The sequence below is a fragment of the Flavobacterium sp. LMO6 genome (genome assembly GCF_009495795.1).
Classification (GTDB): domain Bacteria; phylum Bacteroidota; class Bacteroidia; order Flavobacteriales; family Flavobacteriaceae; genus Flavobacterium.
Genome location: NZ_WIBH01000014.1, coordinates 15,741 through 31,479, shown reverse-complemented (window position 1 = coordinate 31,479; position 15,739 = coordinate 15,741). Strand labels below are relative to the sequence as shown.

17 protein-coding genes are annotated in these 15,739 nt (G+C 31.4%); 8 read left to right on the top strand and 9 right to left on the bottom strand.

The genetic code is table 11. The annotated features are described in order from the left end of the window. The first annotated feature begins 1 nt into the window (after position 1). On the top strand, positions 2-1,306 hold the full coding sequence (locus GFJ99_RS12450; RefSeq protein ID WP_153209249.1) for an NAD(P)/FAD-dependent oxidoreductase: 1,305 nt from the start codon (positions 2-4) through the stop codon (positions 1,304-1,306). Between the two features lie 52 nt (positions 1,307-1,358). Here GFJ99_RS12450 and GFJ99_RS12445 read toward each other — a convergent pair whose 3' ends face one another. Then, positions 1,359-2,381: a DUF3810 domain-containing protein gene (locus tag GFJ99_RS12445; RefSeq protein WP_162523973.1), complete on the bottom strand. Its 1,023-nt coding sequence runs from the start codon at positions 2,379-2,381 to the stop codon at positions 1,359-1,361. Positions 2,382-2,516: 135 nt separating this feature from the next. On the opposite strand from GFJ99_RS12445, the gene GFJ99_RS12440 reads away from it, so the two are divergent. Continuing rightward, complete coding sequence (locus GFJ99_RS12440) at positions 2,517-2,717, top strand: hypothetical protein (protein ID WP_153209247.1); 201 nt, start codon at positions 2,517-2,519, stop codon at positions 2,715-2,717. Positions 2,718-2,780: 63 nt separating this feature from the next. After that, positions 2,781-4,247 (top strand): aminoacyl-histidine dipeptidase, encoded by a 1,467-nt coding sequence (locus GFJ99_RS12435; protein ID WP_153209245.1) that lies wholly within the window; start codon positions 2,781-2,783, stop codon positions 4,245-4,247. Between the two features lie 151 nt (positions 4,248-4,398). On the opposite strand, the gene GFJ99_RS12430 is transcribed toward GFJ99_RS12435, so the two are convergent. The 5 genes from GFJ99_RS12430 to GFJ99_RS12410 all read right to left on the bottom strand — a co-directional run bounded on the left by GFJ99_RS12430 (position 4,399) and on the right by GFJ99_RS12410 (position 9,432). After that, positions 4,399-5,370, bottom strand: coding sequence for a hypothetical protein (locus tag GFJ99_RS12430; protein WP_153209243.1), 972 nt, complete (start codon positions 5,368-5,370; stop codon positions 4,399-4,401). A gap of 61 nt (positions 5,371-5,431) precedes the next feature. Continuing rightward, positions 5,432-6,052: a hypothetical protein gene (locus GFJ99_RS12425; protein WP_153209241.1), complete on the bottom strand. Its 621-nt coding sequence runs from the start codon at positions 6,050-6,052 to the stop codon at positions 5,432-5,434. Positions 6,053-6,152: 100 nt separating this feature from the next. After that, a complete protein-coding gene (locus GFJ99_RS12420) occupies positions 6,153-6,605 on the bottom strand; it encodes a hypothetical protein (protein WP_153209239.1) in 453 nt (150 codons plus the stop codon). A gap of 100 nt (positions 6,606-6,705) precedes the next feature. After that, a complete protein-coding gene (locus GFJ99_RS12415) occupies positions 6,706-7,257 on the bottom strand; it encodes a PepSY-associated TM helix domain-containing protein (RefSeq protein ID WP_153209237.1) in 552 nt (183 codons plus the stop codon). Positions 7,258-7,263: 6 nt separating this feature from the next. Beyond that, a complete protein-coding gene (locus GFJ99_RS12410; RefSeq protein ID WP_153209235.1) occupies positions 7,264-9,432 on the bottom strand; it encodes a TonB-dependent siderophore receptor in 2,169 nt (722 codons plus the stop codon). Positions 9,433-9,629: 197 nt separating this feature from the next. Here GFJ99_RS12410 and prfA point away from each other — a divergent pair, with 197 nt between their 5' ends. From prfA to GFJ99_RS12385, 5 genes are all read left to right on the top strand, one after another. After that, positions 9,630-10,703 carry a peptide chain release factor 1 gene (gene prfA / locus GFJ99_RS12405; RefSeq protein WP_153209233.1) on the top strand — a complete coding sequence of 358 codons (1,074 nt, stop codon included), beginning with the start codon at positions 9,630-9,632 and terminating at the stop codon, positions 10,701-10,703. 80 nt (positions 10,704-10,783) lie between these two features. Then, complete coding sequence (gene pyrF / locus GFJ99_RS12400; RefSeq protein WP_153209231.1) at positions 10,784-11,599, top strand: orotidine-5'-phosphate decarboxylase; 816 nt, start codon at positions 10,784-10,786, stop codon at positions 11,597-11,599. A 106-nt stretch (positions 11,600-11,705) separates the two neighbouring features. Then, on the top strand, positions 11,706-12,101 hold the full coding sequence (locus GFJ99_RS12395; protein WP_153209229.1) for a hypothetical protein: 396 nt from the start codon (positions 11,706-11,708) through the stop codon (positions 12,099-12,101). Between the two features lie 3 nt (positions 12,102-12,104). After that, the gene (locus GFJ99_RS12390) at positions 12,105-12,905 is read left to right on the top strand and encodes a helical backbone metal receptor (protein WP_162523974.1); all 801 of its coding nucleotides are present in this window, start codon (positions 12,105-12,107) and stop codon (positions 12,903-12,905) included. Positions 12,906-12,961: 56 nt separating this feature from the next. Next, positions 12,962-13,744: an alpha/beta fold hydrolase gene (locus GFJ99_RS12385; protein ID WP_008256978.1), complete on the top strand. Its 783-nt coding sequence runs from the start codon at positions 12,962-12,964 to the stop codon at positions 13,742-13,744. 96 nt (positions 13,745-13,840) lie between these two features. Here GFJ99_RS12385 and GFJ99_RS13475 read toward each other — a convergent pair whose 3' ends face one another. The 3 genes from GFJ99_RS13475 to GFJ99_RS12375 form a co-directional block, all read right to left on the bottom strand. Then, entirely contained in the window at positions 13,841-14,296 is a 456-nt protein-coding gene (locus tag GFJ99_RS13475; protein ID WP_008256981.1) for a hypothetical protein, read from the bottom strand. A gap of 106 nt (positions 14,297-14,402) precedes the next feature. Further along, positions 14,403-14,852 carry a DUF1456 family protein gene (locus tag GFJ99_RS12380; RefSeq protein ID WP_153209227.1) on the bottom strand — a complete coding sequence of 150 codons (450 nt, stop codon included), beginning with the start codon at positions 14,850-14,852 and terminating at the stop codon, positions 14,403-14,405. Between the two features lie 82 nt (positions 14,853-14,934). Beyond that, positions 14,935-15,723: an alpha/beta hydrolase gene (locus tag GFJ99_RS12375; RefSeq protein ID WP_153209225.1), complete on the bottom strand. Its 789-nt coding sequence runs from the start codon at positions 15,721-15,723 to the stop codon at positions 14,935-14,937. Between the last annotated feature and the right edge of the window lie 16 nt (positions 15,724-15,739).

Here is a 15,739-nt window from a genome sequence, read left to right as displayed (position 1 = left end):
AATGAACATACCTCGTAGTAGTTTTCCAAGAATAGTAATTATAGGTGGTGGTTTTGCCGGAATTTCATTAGCAAAAAAACTTCGTAATAAAAATGTGCAAGTTGTTTTATTAGACAAACACAATTATCATAATTTCCAACCTTTAATGTACCAAGTAGCAACTGGTGGTTTAGAACCCGATTCAATTGCTTATCCAATTAGAAAAGTTGTTCAAGAATATAAAGATGTTTATTTTAGATTGGCCGAAGTGCGAGAAATTGATACAAGTAACAACAAAGTAATTGCAGATATTGGTGAATTAAAGTATGATTATCTCGTCATTGCAACGGGTTCCAAAACCAATTATTTTGGGAATAAGGAAATTGAGCGCAACAGTATGGCAATGAAAACCATTCCGCAATCGTTGAATATTCGTAGTTTAATTTTGGAGAATTTTGAACAAGCCTTATTAACAAATGATATCGACGAACGTCATAGTTTGATGAATTTTGTTTTAGTAGGTGGAGGTCCAACAGGAGTGGAACTTGCTGGAGCTTTAGCCGAAATGAAAAAAGCGATTCTTCCAAAAGATTATCCCGATTTAGATGTTCGAAAAATGGAAATCAATCTCGTTCAAAGTGGTGATAGAATTCTGAATACGATGAGCGAAAATGCTTCAGAAAAAGCAGAAAAGTTTCTGTTGGATTTAGGTGTTAGCGTTTGGAAAAATGTTCGTGTAACTGGTTATGATGGAAAAACAGTGACGACCAATTCAGATTTATCCTTTGATTCGGCTACTGTAATTTGGACAGCTGGCGTGCAAGGTGCTTTGCCTCAAGGTTTAAAAGCGGATAGTTTTATCAAAAATGTAGACAGAATTAAAGTCAATCAATACAATCAAGTGGAAGGGTATGATAAACTTTTTGCGATTGGCGATATTGCGGTAATGACTTCAAATGAATATCCACAAGGACATCCTATGATGGCACAACCTGCAATGCAACAAGGAACATTGTTAGCCGAAAATTTAGTTCGATTATTAGATAAAAAAGAATTGAAACCTTTTGTTTACAAAGATAAAGGTTCGATGGCAACCATAGGAAGAAACAAAGCGGTTGTCGATTTACCAAAATTCAAATTCAGTGGTGTTTTTGCTTGGTTTGTGTGGATGTTTGTGCATTTGTTTTCGCTAATTGGATTCAAAAATAAAGCAGTCGTTTTCTTAAATTGGGTGTACAATTACATCCGTTTTGACAGAGAAGCACGTTTGATTATGCGTCCGTATAAAAAGAGAAATCAAGTGAGTTTTACGAGTGATGAGTTATAAGTGTTCAGTCGCAGTCGCAGTTTTCAGTTCGAGTATTAGAAAGTATAGAGAACTACTGTGACTGATCACTGAGACTGCCTCTTTCATAACCTATCGCTAATCCCACAAATTTACTATAGCCTTGCATGCCATCTTTTTGTTGGTTGGCTTTTAGGAAATTGTCGTAAAAATATTCAAAAAAAGTGTTGATTGGTGTTTGATATTGGTCCCAAAAGATTTCATTTTCATGATAATTTTTCAAAACACCTTTATTAATTTTTTCCACATAAGACTTCGAACTTCCTTCTTGTAAGGCTTCCAAATTATTAAGCGCATAACGCAACGCAAAACTGTATGCCGAATATTGAAAATATAAATCTTCATTTTTTGAAGCCGTTACAAATCCGATGAAATTACATTCGCTTTCACTTCCAATTCCTGTTTGATGCGCCATTTCGTGGCAAGTGGTTAAAGGTGAAGTGTATTTTGGTTTTAAATAATTCACTTGCGCTTCATTGGTAAACGGATTCAAATAACCACCAAATCCCATATAACTCAACGGATAACTAAACAGCGAAGATTTAATACTTTTGTTTGCATAATTAAATTCTTGTAAATCGTTTGGAAGTTTTTTATAGCCTTTTAAAGCTAAATTGTAAATTTCTTCATCCGAATACGGAATCACAACCGCAACCGAATCATTTTTAGTGATTTGCAGTTGTAATGCATTGGTTTTCATCAACATTTTTTCAATAAAAACCTCCAATTGTTGTTTCGAATATTCTTTTTCAATCTGTAGTTTTTCATGTAGTGGAATACGGTAATAGTTCATACCCCAAAGAATATGAAAGAAAAAATAAAACACAGAAACCCAACTCAAAACCGTCAATCCGTTATTTTTCCATTCTTTGAAAAAACCAATTCGGTGCTTCCAAATCCATCGAAATAAGAGTAAAATTAGTATAAAATAGATTACATCGCCAAAAGAAAATTGTAACCAACCTAATGCTTTTCTCGACAAGAAAGCCAATTTAGGATAAAAACCTTTGCTGTACCAATTTTCTACAAAATCAGGAAACAAACCAATCGTTTTCACAACGATGATTTGGATTAATAAAAATAGGGGAAGGATGAATTTTCTTTTCACGAATTTATATTTGCCATAAAATTAACTAATAATATAGAATAGCGCATTTCTTTTTTTGTAAATTTGTTGTTTAAATTAGGAATAATGACAAAAATAACTTTAAATATTCCGGATAACGAATTGACTTTCTTTATGAAATTGATTGAAAAGTTTAATTACGAAACAGTAGTTAATGATATCTCCGTTTCTGAAGAGATGAAAGTTGTTTTAGATGAAAGAAGAGCGTCTTCAAAAATGGAAAATTTTGTTCCTTGGGAAGAAGCAAAAAAGCAGATTAACTGTTAATAAACTTCATTTCTTGAATCTGAAACTTTAAACCTGAAACAAAAAAATACACAAACTAACATAATGAGCCAAGAAATTAGAAATCTGGAACCAAAGCCACTTTGGAATAAATTTGCCGATTTGAATGCGGTACCACGTCCATCTAAAAAAGAAGAGCGTGTGATTGAATTCATGAAAAACTTCGGAACCAGTTTAGGATTAGAAACGTTTGAAGACGAAATCAGAAACGTAATCATTCGCAAACCAGCAACGCCAGGAATGGAAAACCGCAAACCAATTGTTCTTCAAGGACATTTGGATATGGTACACCAAAAAAATAACGACACTAATTTTGATTTTGATACACAAGGAATCGATATGTATGTCGATGGCGATTGGGTTCGTGCAAAAGGAACGACACTTGGCGCCGACAATGGGCTAGGAGTTGCGATGATTATGGCGATTTTAGAGTCTACAGATATTAAACATCCAGCAATTGAGGCTTTGTTTACCATCGATGAAGAAACCGGAATGACAGGTGCTTTGAACTTAAAAGGCGGTGTGTTACAAGGTGAAATCTTGTTGAATATGGATACCGAAGAAGATGATGAAATCGATATCGGTTGTGCGGGAGGAATTGACGTAACCGCTACAAGAGGTTACAACGAAGAAGAAACACCAGAAGCTTCTGTAGGTTACACCATTACTGTGAGAGGTTTACAAGGTGGTCACTCGGGAATGGATATTCATAAAGGATTAGGAAATGCAAACAAAATCATGAACCGTTTGTTATTTGACGGATTTGAGAATTTTGGTTTACAAATTGCCGAAATTTCAGGTGGAAGTTTGCGTAATGCGATTCCGAGAGAAAGTGTAGCGAAAGTTATTATTGCTGAAATGTATGACGAAGCCTTTGTTTTTGACATGCAAGAAGTAATTGGAGACATCAAAACCGAATTCAAAACGATGGAACCAAATTTAACGATTGAGATTGTTAAAAACGATACTGTTCCAGCGAAAGTAATGGATTTAGGCGTACAAGAAGGTTTGTTACGAGCTATTTATGCAGCACACAACGGCGTTTACAGAATGTCGGCTGACATGGAAGACTTGGTAGAAACTTCAAATAATATTGCACGCGTAATTGTAAAAGAAGGACAAATTTCTATTCAGAATTTAACGCGTTCGTCTGTAGAAAGTTCTAAAATGGATTTAGCAAATAGCTTGCGTTCGGCTTATGAGTTGTTTGGTTGCGAAGTAGAATTTGGAGGAAGTTATCCAGGTTGGACACCAAACGTAAACTCAGAAATTTTAGATGTTTTAACTTCAATTTACGAAAAACAAAACGGTGAAAAACCAAAAGTAGTTGCGTGTCATGCCGGATTAGAATGTGGTATTTTAGGAACGAATTATCCAAACATGGACATGATTTCTTTTGGACCAACCATTCACGGCGCACACAGTCCAGATGAAAGAGCATCGATTAAATCGTCTCAGAAATTTTGGAAGTTTGTTTTGGAAATTTTAGAGAATATTCCAGAGAAGAAATAAGAAATTAGAAAATAGAATAAAGAGGAAATCCCGAGGAAACTCGGGATTTTTTATCAGCTTTACATTGTGTTCACGGGTATGACGCTAGCGCTAGAAGGGCTCGCAATGCAATTCCTCGCTATCGGGTCAAGATGTTCACGTGAGATTTTTTTCAATTATATGAAACGTTAATTTCAATTAATTCATTTTTTGGAGAGAAAATTAAAAACAAATAACCTTTATTGTTTTTAAAAGTTATGAGTACATCATAATTTTCATATTTACTAGTGTTATAAAGTTTTTTTGTTTCTTTTTCTTTTTGAATAGAATTCTTAAAGTGAGCTTCGAATTTTTCTAAAGAATCTCCAATTTGAAGGGCTGTATTGTCGATTGTAATCTTTAATTTATCTTCATCAATCTTGTCTTTTATTGAAAAATATTTTAACTTTTCTTCATCCCGAAAATAAAAATTTGTATCGAAATATCTGTATGTTTTCTCAATTGAATATTCTTCTTCAGAGAAATATGGTAAAGTAGAATCTGTTATGTAATTAGTAAAGTTTTTAAAATTATTTTCAAAGTCATTTATTTTAATTTTATATAAATTTTTATTGTTCAATAAGACTAATGAAACATCTAAACTATCATTTTTAAGATTTTCAACAATTGCTTTTTTTTCAATAAAATTGCTTTTAAAAAATGCTTTTAATTCATCATCGAGAGCATTATTAATTTCTTGTTTTTCATCTATATATTCAAATAAACCACCTTTGTAAATAATACTCCTATTTTTTTTTGATGTATAAATAGTATCTTTGAATGCATTGTATGTTATAATATATCGGTTTTCTATGTAACCATCACCTAGATAACTTCTATCATTTATTTCTCTCTTTTCCCATTTTTTTGCTTTAAAAAAAATTTCATATAATTTTTTTACAGTAGTTTCATTATTGCTGTTTGCTTTGATTGCTTTATCAATGTTACAACAGAACTCTGCAAGGTTTTTAACTCCGCCAATATAATTACAAGTTGAAACAATCATTTCTTCATAATTGTGAAGTAATTCTAATTGGGTCAAATCTTTTGGTTTTAATTGTCCAAAGGAAATAGAAGTTATTAAAATGATAAATAGATAACGCATTTTATTATTTTTATTTTCAAATTTAAACAAAAAAGGTTTACTTAAGTGAACCTTTTTTGTTTTATTCCGAACAAAAATCATTGTAAAAAATAATAGCATCTTCAAGTTCTGCAAAAGTGTATTTGTGTTTTTTGAGGTCATATACTAATGTTTCACAATCGGAAAAATATTCAGAAACTTGTTTTGCCCAACTTTTTAAAGGATAGCAATCAATACAAGTTGCAATTTCTTCTTTATCTCTTTTTAAATAATTGTTTTGTATAATTTTTTCAGAAGTTTTAGGAAAAGGGTTTTTACTTAGATCATTATTATCAAAATATAATCTATAGGTTATAGTTTCAGGGCTTCTATAAAGTTTTACTTCGCCATCAACTAAAATTTCTAGTAATTTAGGATATTCGTACTTGCTTGTTTTTATATATTCAAATGTTTTAGTCATTTCAAAGCCAATAAATGTAATTTTAGAAATGTCTTCGAAATCCCAAAAATCACCTTTTTCTTCTTTTGTTAATCTAAATTTAATTTTCTCTTTAGGATCTAAAATATTTACAATTTTTAGCATTCCATATCCTTCAAGAGAAGTTCCATCTTTAAAGTATATAATACATTCTTGGTCTTGAGAAAATGCAAAAAAGTTGTTTAGGAGCAGGAAAAAAAATAGTTTAAGAGTGAATAATTTCATTTTTATGAATTGATGTTTCTTGCTTCAAATATACTATTTTAATCTATTTTGAAATTATTGATTTAAACAAAAAAAGCTCACTTTCGCGAACCTTTTATAGCTATTTTTGTCTAATTATATTTCTAAATAAATGAAAGTTATTAGGAATAATATTTGTTATTTCAGCTTTGTTTGAAGTTATTGTTGGTTTTACGCAAATTATTTTGGTGTCGTTATCTATTTCAATTGTATGTATAGATGTGAAATTTTTAATGTCTTTGTGAACTAATTTGAATTCATATTTCCCAGGTAATAAATAAATTACGGCAAATTCATTTGACATAAGTTGCCCTAGAGGTTTATTGTTAATCCATACATTTATAAATGATGAGTTATCTATTTTATGATTAAATCCTGCTCCATTATATATTAATATTTTTCCATTATCAAATTCTCCAATTATTACTGGATCAGAAAACGTTCTTTGTAATTTGAATTCTGATTGTATAGGTTTTAATGCACATGAGGAAAATAATGATGATATCAAAAGCAATAAAAGAATGTTTAACTTCATGAATTTTAATTTTAAATATTTGCCAAAAATACCAAAACATTATTACACCCCATATAATTTATAAACAAAAAAGGCTCACTTTCGTGAACCTTCTCCTTTATTAACTCAAAATCAGTAAAACTAAAAGTGGAAAAATAATTCCAGCTAAGGCCAGTTTCCAACCTCTGCGTTTAAAAGTGTATTTGCCGTGGGTAAGCATCATAGTTCCTGTTATAGCAATTACAATTAATGAAATTCCAAAAATGTCAGAATAGTAAATCCACCAGTTCGAGGTGTTTTTGTGTAATTTCATCGCTTGGCTAATAATTGGGGTTTTATTGAAAGCAACAATTTCTCCTTTCCCTGTTTTCATATCGATTTCTACATCGTGTTTTTCATACGAAATTTTGAATGTGCCTTTCTTAACGTTGTGGCGACGCATTTTATCGTCGATGCCCAATTGTTTTCCTAAATTTTCAGCAAATTCTTCTGTAATTTGGTTTTCTTCCGGAAGCTGTACTTCAATTTTTTTTGTTTCAACCGTGTATTTTTCAGGATGCCAATGTTCTCTGTGGTTCATTAAAATTCCTGAAAATGCAAACGAAATAATCAATCCTACATAGAAGTAGCCAAAATCGCGATGTAAATCTCTAACTAATTTTTGTTGTTTCATGGTGTTTTAAAAATTATAGTTTAAAGACAAGGAATAGTTTCTTGGCGCAATTGGATTTACACTATTATCATCATGTACATTGTAATTTAATTCGTTAAAAATATTACTTAATTTAGAACGTAATGTAAATTTATTAAAGGAGTAACTTAAAGTTATATCAGTTTGAAAAAAATCGGTTAAATAAATCAATTGTCTACTATCATTAGCAACCTGTGCACGTGTCGATCTTCCTGCATAACGTTCTCCAAAATACGTGTTGATGATGCCAAAGTTTAGATTTTTGAATCGTCCGGTTTTAATTTGATAATTAGCACTTAAGTTGGCCGTGTTTTTAGGATTATAACGCAACTGACTTCCCGAAATATAATATTCACTAGAACCAAATTTAGTTTCATTAAAACTATAACCAGCAATAATAGTTAGTCCGTTTATTGGATTTGCAGTAATGTCAATCTCAACTCCTTTACTCGTAACCTCTCCAGCCAATACTTTAATGTAAGAATAGGTGTTTCCGTTTGAAAGCGATTGTTGGTAAAATTTATCATTCGATATTTGGTACAGCGTAAGATTTAAGAATAATTTATTTTTGAATAAAATATTTTTTAATCCCACTTCATATTGATCAATAATTGAAGGGTTTAATCCGGCTCCACTTTCATCTTGACCCGAGTTTAACTCAAATGAATTGGAATACGTTGCAAATAAAGTATGATTAGTTGTAGGTTGATAAATAATTCCAATTCTTGGCGAAAATGCACCGTCATGATTTACAGTTAAGGTATTAGAACCATCTGAATATTTATATACATTACTTTCTGTATCTTGGTAACTATAACGAATTCCCGCCAATGCTTTCCAATTTTCAGAGAATGAAATTAAATCTTGAGCATAAATTCCAAAACGGCTAATAGGCGCAGTTGTTAAGGTGTTTTTGCTTAAAGTAGGAATTGCAGGTTCTGCTGCTGCATCATAATCTTCAAATATATTTACAGTGTCGTAATTTGCAAACTGATTGTAAGCTGTTGTTTGTGTTTTAAAGTTTTCAACATCGCCACCAAATAAGACTTTATGTTCTATTTTACCTGTTTCAAACTCACCAGTTAAATCTAATTGCTGAATAAAGTAATTGTCTTTTGCGTCAGTACGTTGTATGCTTCTGTTCCAATCTCCATTTGATTGCACAGCTCCATTTGAGCCCGAGTTTGGTCGTGTATTTGAAAACAAATCAGTAGTATAATAACGAATTCCATTCACGAATTTAAGGTTCCAATTGGAATTAATACGATGGGAAACTGTAATAGTATTCGATAATTGTTCGCTGTCATAATGCCCCCAACTTACTCCTAAAAATCGATTTCTAGGTATAGAAACAATTTTATAATCAATAATTCCAGCTCCAAAATCAGGTGTTCTACTATCGTTAGTAAAATCAGTTTCAATTAATAAATCGGTATTTTTTCCCAATTGAAATTCAAAAGACGGATTAAAATAATAACGTTCCGAGTTTACATTGTTTCTAAAACTAGCTGCATTTTCATAAGTACCATTAAATCGAAATCCAATAGTTTTTGACTTGTTTAGGCTTCCATAAACATCAAAAGTTGGTTTGTAGGTGTTAAAACTAGCATTTGTAAAACCTATTTCGCCACCAAATTCATAACGTGGTTTTTTAGTCACCATATTTAAAATTCCGCCTGGCGAAACATTACCATACAACATAGCTGCACTACCTTTTAAGAATTCTACTTTTTCTAATCCGCTGGTTTCAAGCATCATTCCGTTATAATAACGAATTCCATTTTTAAAAGTATTATTACTTGATAATGAAAAACCTCTAGATGCAATTTCCTCCTGATATCCTCCGGTAGCGCCCATAATGTAAACTCCATTGGCATTTTTTAAAATATCAGAAACAGATGCCACTTGTTGGTTTTTTAATTCTTCTTTAGAAATTACGGTAGTTGCTTGTGGTAAATCCATTGCTTTTATTCCTCCTTTACCAGCACTAGGTATAGTATTTGAAGGATTTCCCTGTATCACTACTTCTTTTAATCTTTTAACAGTATCGTTTTCTGTTAAATAGTTTTCATTTAAGCTTATGTCATTTAGATTTTGTTGTGCTGCAGCTTCTAATGAAAACAGTATTACTATAGATTTGAATATGTTTTTATACATCTTATTTAGATTTAATTAAAATAACGATGCAAAAATATCAAGTCGAAATGAAACTACAAAATTTATTTAGACTTATTTTAAATAATATTTATAAAGAATTGATTTTCAGGTAAAACTTTTATTCCGAAGTTTCAGAACTTAAATTTTTAAACTTTAAACTAAAATTGTAACTTTGCACTCCAAAATAAATAACAGCTATGTTAGATAGATTACAATATGTAAAACAACGTTTTGACGAAATTTCAGACTTAATTATTCAGCCTGATGTAATTGCCGATCAAAAGCGTTACGTACAATTAAACAAAGAATACAAAGACCTAAAAGGTTTGGTTGAAAAGCGTGAAGAATATATAACTCTTGACGGAAATATAAAAGAAGCAAACGAAATTATAGCGGATGGTTCTGATGCTGAAATGGTTGAAATGGCCAAAATGCAATTAGACGAAGCTAAAGACCGTTTACCGCAACTAGAAGAAGAAATCAAATTTATGTTGATTCCTAAAGATCCAGAAGATGCGAAAAACGTTATGGTGGAAATTCGTGCGGGTACGGGTGGAGATGAAGCTTCTATTTTTGCAGGAGATTTATTCCGTATGTATACGAAATATTGCGAAGCTCGTGGTTGGAGAACTTCTGTGGTTGATATTAGTGAAGGAACATCTGGTGGTTTTAAAGAGGTAATTTTTGAAGTTACAGGTGAAGATGTATACGGAACATTAAAATTTGAAGCAGGCGTTCACCGTGTGCAACGTGTTCCTCAAACCGAAACACAAGGTCGTGTGCATACTTCGGCAGCAACGGTAATGGTTTTACCTGAAGCAGAAGAATTTGATGTGCAAATTGATATGAATGATGTTCGTGTGGACTTTTTCTGTTCGTCTGGTCCTGGAGGTCAGTCGGTAAATACAACAAAGTCTGCGGTTCGTTTAACGCACATTCCAACAGGTTTAGTGGCGCAATGTCAGGATCAAAAATCGCAACATAAAAATAAAGACAAAGCATTGGATGTATTGCGTTCTCGTTTGTATGAAAAAGAATTAGCAATAAAACAAGCAGAAGATGCGGTTAAGCGTACTTCACAAGTAAGTTCAGGTGACCGTTCGGCAAAAATTAGAACTTATAACTATTCGCAAGGTCGTGTGACTGATCATAGAATTGGTTTAGACGTTTTTGATATGGATGGTGTTATGAATGGTAAAATTCAAAAATTTGTTGACGAACTTCAGTTGGTAAACAACATGGAAAAATTAAAAGAGAACGAAGTTTTCTAAAATATAAGCCTCATTTATTGAGGCTTTTTTTATATCTTAAATCAAAAATATTTCGCAAATTTGCGACAAACGACAATACCATGACAACACAACAACTACAAGAACAAATCCAAGCTAAAAAATCATTTCTATGTATTGGATTAGATGTCGATTTAACTAAAATTCCACAACATTTATTAGCATTTGAAGATCCTATTTTTGAATTCAATAAAGCCATTATAGATGCTACTCACGATTTGTGTGTTTCCTACAAACCAAACACCGCATTTTATGAAGCTTACGGAATAAAAGGTTGGCAATCGCTTGAAAAAACAATTATTTACATCAACGAAAAGTATCCAGAAATTTTCACCATCGCCGATGCAAAACGAGGCGATATAGGGAATACATCATCTATGTACGCAAAAGCTTTTTTTGAAGATTTAAACTTTAATTCGGTTACTGTGGCTCCTTATATGGGAAAAGATTCAGTAGAACCTTTCTTGGCTTTTAAAAATAAGCATACCATAATGTTAGCATTAACTTCAAACGAAGGAGCATTTGATTTTCAGACGCAAAATATTAACGGACAAGAATTATACAAAGTGGTTTTAGAAACATCAAAATCATGGAAAAATTCAGAGAATTTAATGTATGTAGTTGGGGCAACAAAAGCCGAATATTTCACTGAAATTAGAAAAATTGTTCCCAATAGTTTTTTATTAGTTCCGGGAGTTGGCGCTCAAGGCGGAAGTTTAGCTGAGGTTTGTAAATATGGGATGAGCGATAATGTTGGACTTTTAATTAATTCTTCTCGAGGTATAATTTATGCTTCAAACGGAACTGATTTTGCTGAAAAGGCTAGGGAAGAAGCATTAAAATTGCAACAAGAAATGGAGCAAATTTTAAATAAATAATATGACTAAAAGAGATTTTTTTCGAATATTAATCAAAGTTTTTACTCTATATTCTGTAATAATATCAATATTTACTTTGTTTCCGCAATTACTTTCATTTAATCAAATGTTAGATAATATTTCATTAAGTCTAGTTTTTGTAGGATGCGTTTTAGTACTTGTTGCATTTTCAGTTTTTATGGTAAAATTTACTGATAAAATTATCGATTTTCTAAAATTAGACAAAGGATTTGATGAAGAAAGCATAGTTCTTGGGAATTTAAATAATCAAGCTATTTTTAAAATCTCTATAATTTTAATTGGTGGTTTTATGATTGTAGATAATTTTCCTCAGTTTTTGATGGATATTTTAAATGAATTTAAATTTAAATCATCCTATCAATATATGGAAGGTCATGAAGTTGATTATTTTTGGTTCGGAGTACGATTTCTTAACCACCTTTTTGGCTATTTGATTATTTCTAATTGCAAATCAATAGCTAAATTTTTAGATAAAAATTAACTCGTGGCTAAAACTTACTCAGACCAGTTAGGAATCCAACACACTTTTGAATTTTCACCATTTCGAATTGTTTCATTAGTGCCTTCGCAAACCGAATTACTTTATGATTTAGGTTTAGAAGACAACATCATTGGAATTACCAAATTCTGTGTGCATCCTGTTCATTTTAAATCGACTAAAGCCATTGTTGGAGGTACAAAAAATATAAAATTTGATAAAATAAAAGCACTTCAACCCGATATTATCATTTGCAATAAAGAAGAAAATACCAAAGAAATTGTGGATGAATTAAGCGCTATTTGTCCTGTTTGGGTAACTGATATTATAACGATTGAAGATAATTTACAAATGATTCATGATTTTGGTCAATTGTTTAATAAACGTACTGAAGCACAAAAATGGATTGATAAAATTAATTTTGCTTACCAAGATTTTAATCAATTTATCAAAGATAAACCGATTAAAAAAGCCGCTTATTTCATTTGGGCAAATCCGCACATGGTGGCCGGAAATAGTACATTTATCAACGAATTGTTGCAATTGAATCGTTTTGAGAATATTTACAAAGAAAAAGAAGAACGTTATCCTGAAATTGAGTTGAAGAAAATACGATTAGAAGGCGATCCCGATTATGTATTTTTATCCTCAGAACCTTTTCCGTTTAAAGACGAACATGCCTTTGAAATAGGCCGTTTTACACATCATGCGAAAACTGTTTTTGTAGATGGCGAAATGTTTTCATGGTACGGAAGCCGATTATTAAAAGCCTTTGATTATTTTAAATTACTGCATACTAAAATTTAAATTTTGTTCAACTTGTAAGTCTTCTGAAAAGCAGTACATTTGGCAAAAATAAAGCTTTGATTTCCTATACAATTTATAAAAACGAATCGAGTTCAGAATGGGTTACTTTTGTTCATGGAGCAGGAGGAAGTTCGTCTGTGTGGTTCAAACAAATTCGCGATTTTCAAAAGCATTTTAATGTATTACTGTTAGATTTACGAGGTCATGGAGATTCAAAAGAACCATTAAAAGCGGCATTCAAGCAAAAATATACGTTTAAAGCTATTGCCGAAGATATTGTTGAGGTTATTGAGCACTTAAAAATCGAATCGTCTCATTTTGTTGGAATTTCTTTAGGTTCTATAGTTATTCGTCAATTGGCAGAAATGCACCCCAATCGTGTAAAAAGCATGATTTTAGGCGGCGCTATTTTAAAAATGAACTTTCGTTCACAAGTTTTAATGCGATTAGGAAATACATTTAAATATGTGTTGCCCTATTTGGTTTTGTACAAGTTTTTTGCTTTTGTGATAATGCCAAAAAAGAACCACAAACAATCGCGCTTACTTTTTATTAACGAAGCCAAGAAATTATACCAAAAAGAGTTTATTAAATGGTTTAAGCTAACTGCAGAAATAAATCCGATTCTTCGTTGGTTTAGACAAAAAGAATTAAATATCCCCACGCTTTACGTAATGGGCGAAGAAGATTATATGTTTTTACCATCGGTAAAGCAAGTTGTAGCCAATCATGTAAAAACGGCCGAACTTTTCATTGTTCAAAACTGTGGACATGTTGTTAATGTAGAACAACCGGCTATATTTAATGAAACAGTGATTGGGTATTTGAAGAGGAGGTAGGATAGTTGAAATTTTAGGCTTTGGCTTCTTTATAAAAAAAATTATGAGGATTTTCCACAAGTAATGTCATAAGCAATGAATCTGAATTGTTATTAGTTATTTTTTTACAACTAACATTTCGGTCGTTTCAAATTCCTTTTGGCCTTTTTTGTAAAGTATTTTTTTAATTTTAATAATCTTAAATACCAGGTCATTTTCTTTTTTGTTACTTATTTTCAAAATTGAATCTTTTTTGTTCAAGTTCCATTTCTCTAAAGAAAGAGAATACAAATGAAATTTTTTATCGTAAAAATTCAAATACTTTTTTTGTGTAAATTTTAAAATAATTGATTCAGTATCATCAAAATAATCTGACTCCTCATATAAATTGTTAAATCCTTTTATTGGATTTGAATACTTTATAAATTTTAGAGTATCAGATTTAAAGAAAACACTGTCTTTATTAGAAATAAACCACTCTGACTTTCTGAATTCTTTATTTGAAATGGATTGCGAAAACACCAATTTAGAGGTTAATAATAAGATTAATATATTTAATAATCTGATTTTCATAATTATTGTCTAATTTATATGCGCAATAGAGTTGCATTTGTCAAATATATATAAAATAAATATAAAATTCCTACAAAAAAAACCCCCAATTGCTTGAGGATTCTGTTTACTTTTTAGTTTTACCTGAGTTAAACTTAAAGCGTTCTACTGGGCTTTCTGGTTTTTGTTTTTTGTCAGATGGTTTTCCTTGTCCAAAAGGTTTTTTAGCAGGTGCGCCTTTGGGTTTAAATGTTTTTTTTTCGCCTTCTTTCTTAAAATCGGACTTTTTATCTTCTTTAAACAACGAAGTTTTGTTCTTTGCAATTTCGCTCAGTACTTCTCTAGGGTTTTTGGGCTCTTCTTTAGTGCCACGCAAATGAATAATTAATCCGTTTAAAAAATTACGCAACAATTGATCGCCACATTCCATGTAATTAGGATGGTCTTCGCTTCTAAAAATATCTGCTAATTCACCCTTAGAAATTCTAAAATTAACCAAGTTTACTATTTCAATAATTTGGTCATCTCTTAATTGCAACGCCACGCGTAACTTTTTAAAAATATCGTTATTATTCATTTGTATCTATTTTATTATTCTAGTTCAATTTCAATTTCAATTTCAATTTCAAGTTCAAGTTCAAAAATTCTAAATTCTAATTTTAAAACAGCCAAAGGTACGCTTTTCCAAATTCTTTAGCCCATAAATTTTCGTTATGCTTTCCGTTACTCACTTTTTGAGTTTTTGTTAAGTGCAAGCATGAACAACGAGTTGCGTTTACTAGAGCTATCATTTTATCCATATCTGACTCCATGGTTTCACTTTCTGATGTGCCACACATAAAATACAGTTTAGTGTTTATTTTTTTCGTCTTTTCTGTAAGGGTATACAATTCGGGATTAATCCAAAATGAAGGCGAAAAAACGGCTGCTTTTCCGAACACTTTTGGGTATTTTAAAATGGCATAATAGGAAACAAGTCCACCTAATGAGCTTCCTGCAATTGCTGTATTGTATTTTCCGGTTTTAGTTCTGTATGTTGTTTCAACATAAGGCTTTAATGTGGTTACTATAAAATCTAAATAAGCATCGGCATTTCCTCCGCCATATTCTGTATGGGTAAAAGGAGTAAGTTCGTTTATTCGTTTTTCATTTCCGTGTTCAATACCTATTATAATTACTTCGGCTTTTAAACTATCTAAAGTTTCATCTACACGCCATTCTCCAGCATAAGAAGTTTTGGCATCAAACAGATTTTGCGCATCGTGCATATAAATAACTGGAAATTTCTTTTGCGACGACTCGTAATTGTAGGGTAAATACACCCAAATTTTCTTTGAAGTCTGTAATTGTGGTGCTTTTATTTCAAAAGTAGAAATGCTGCCTTGCGACCATCCACAATAGTATGTTAATAAAAAAAAGACAGAAACAAGTAAATAGTGCTTTTTCATTTTTATATTTGAAATA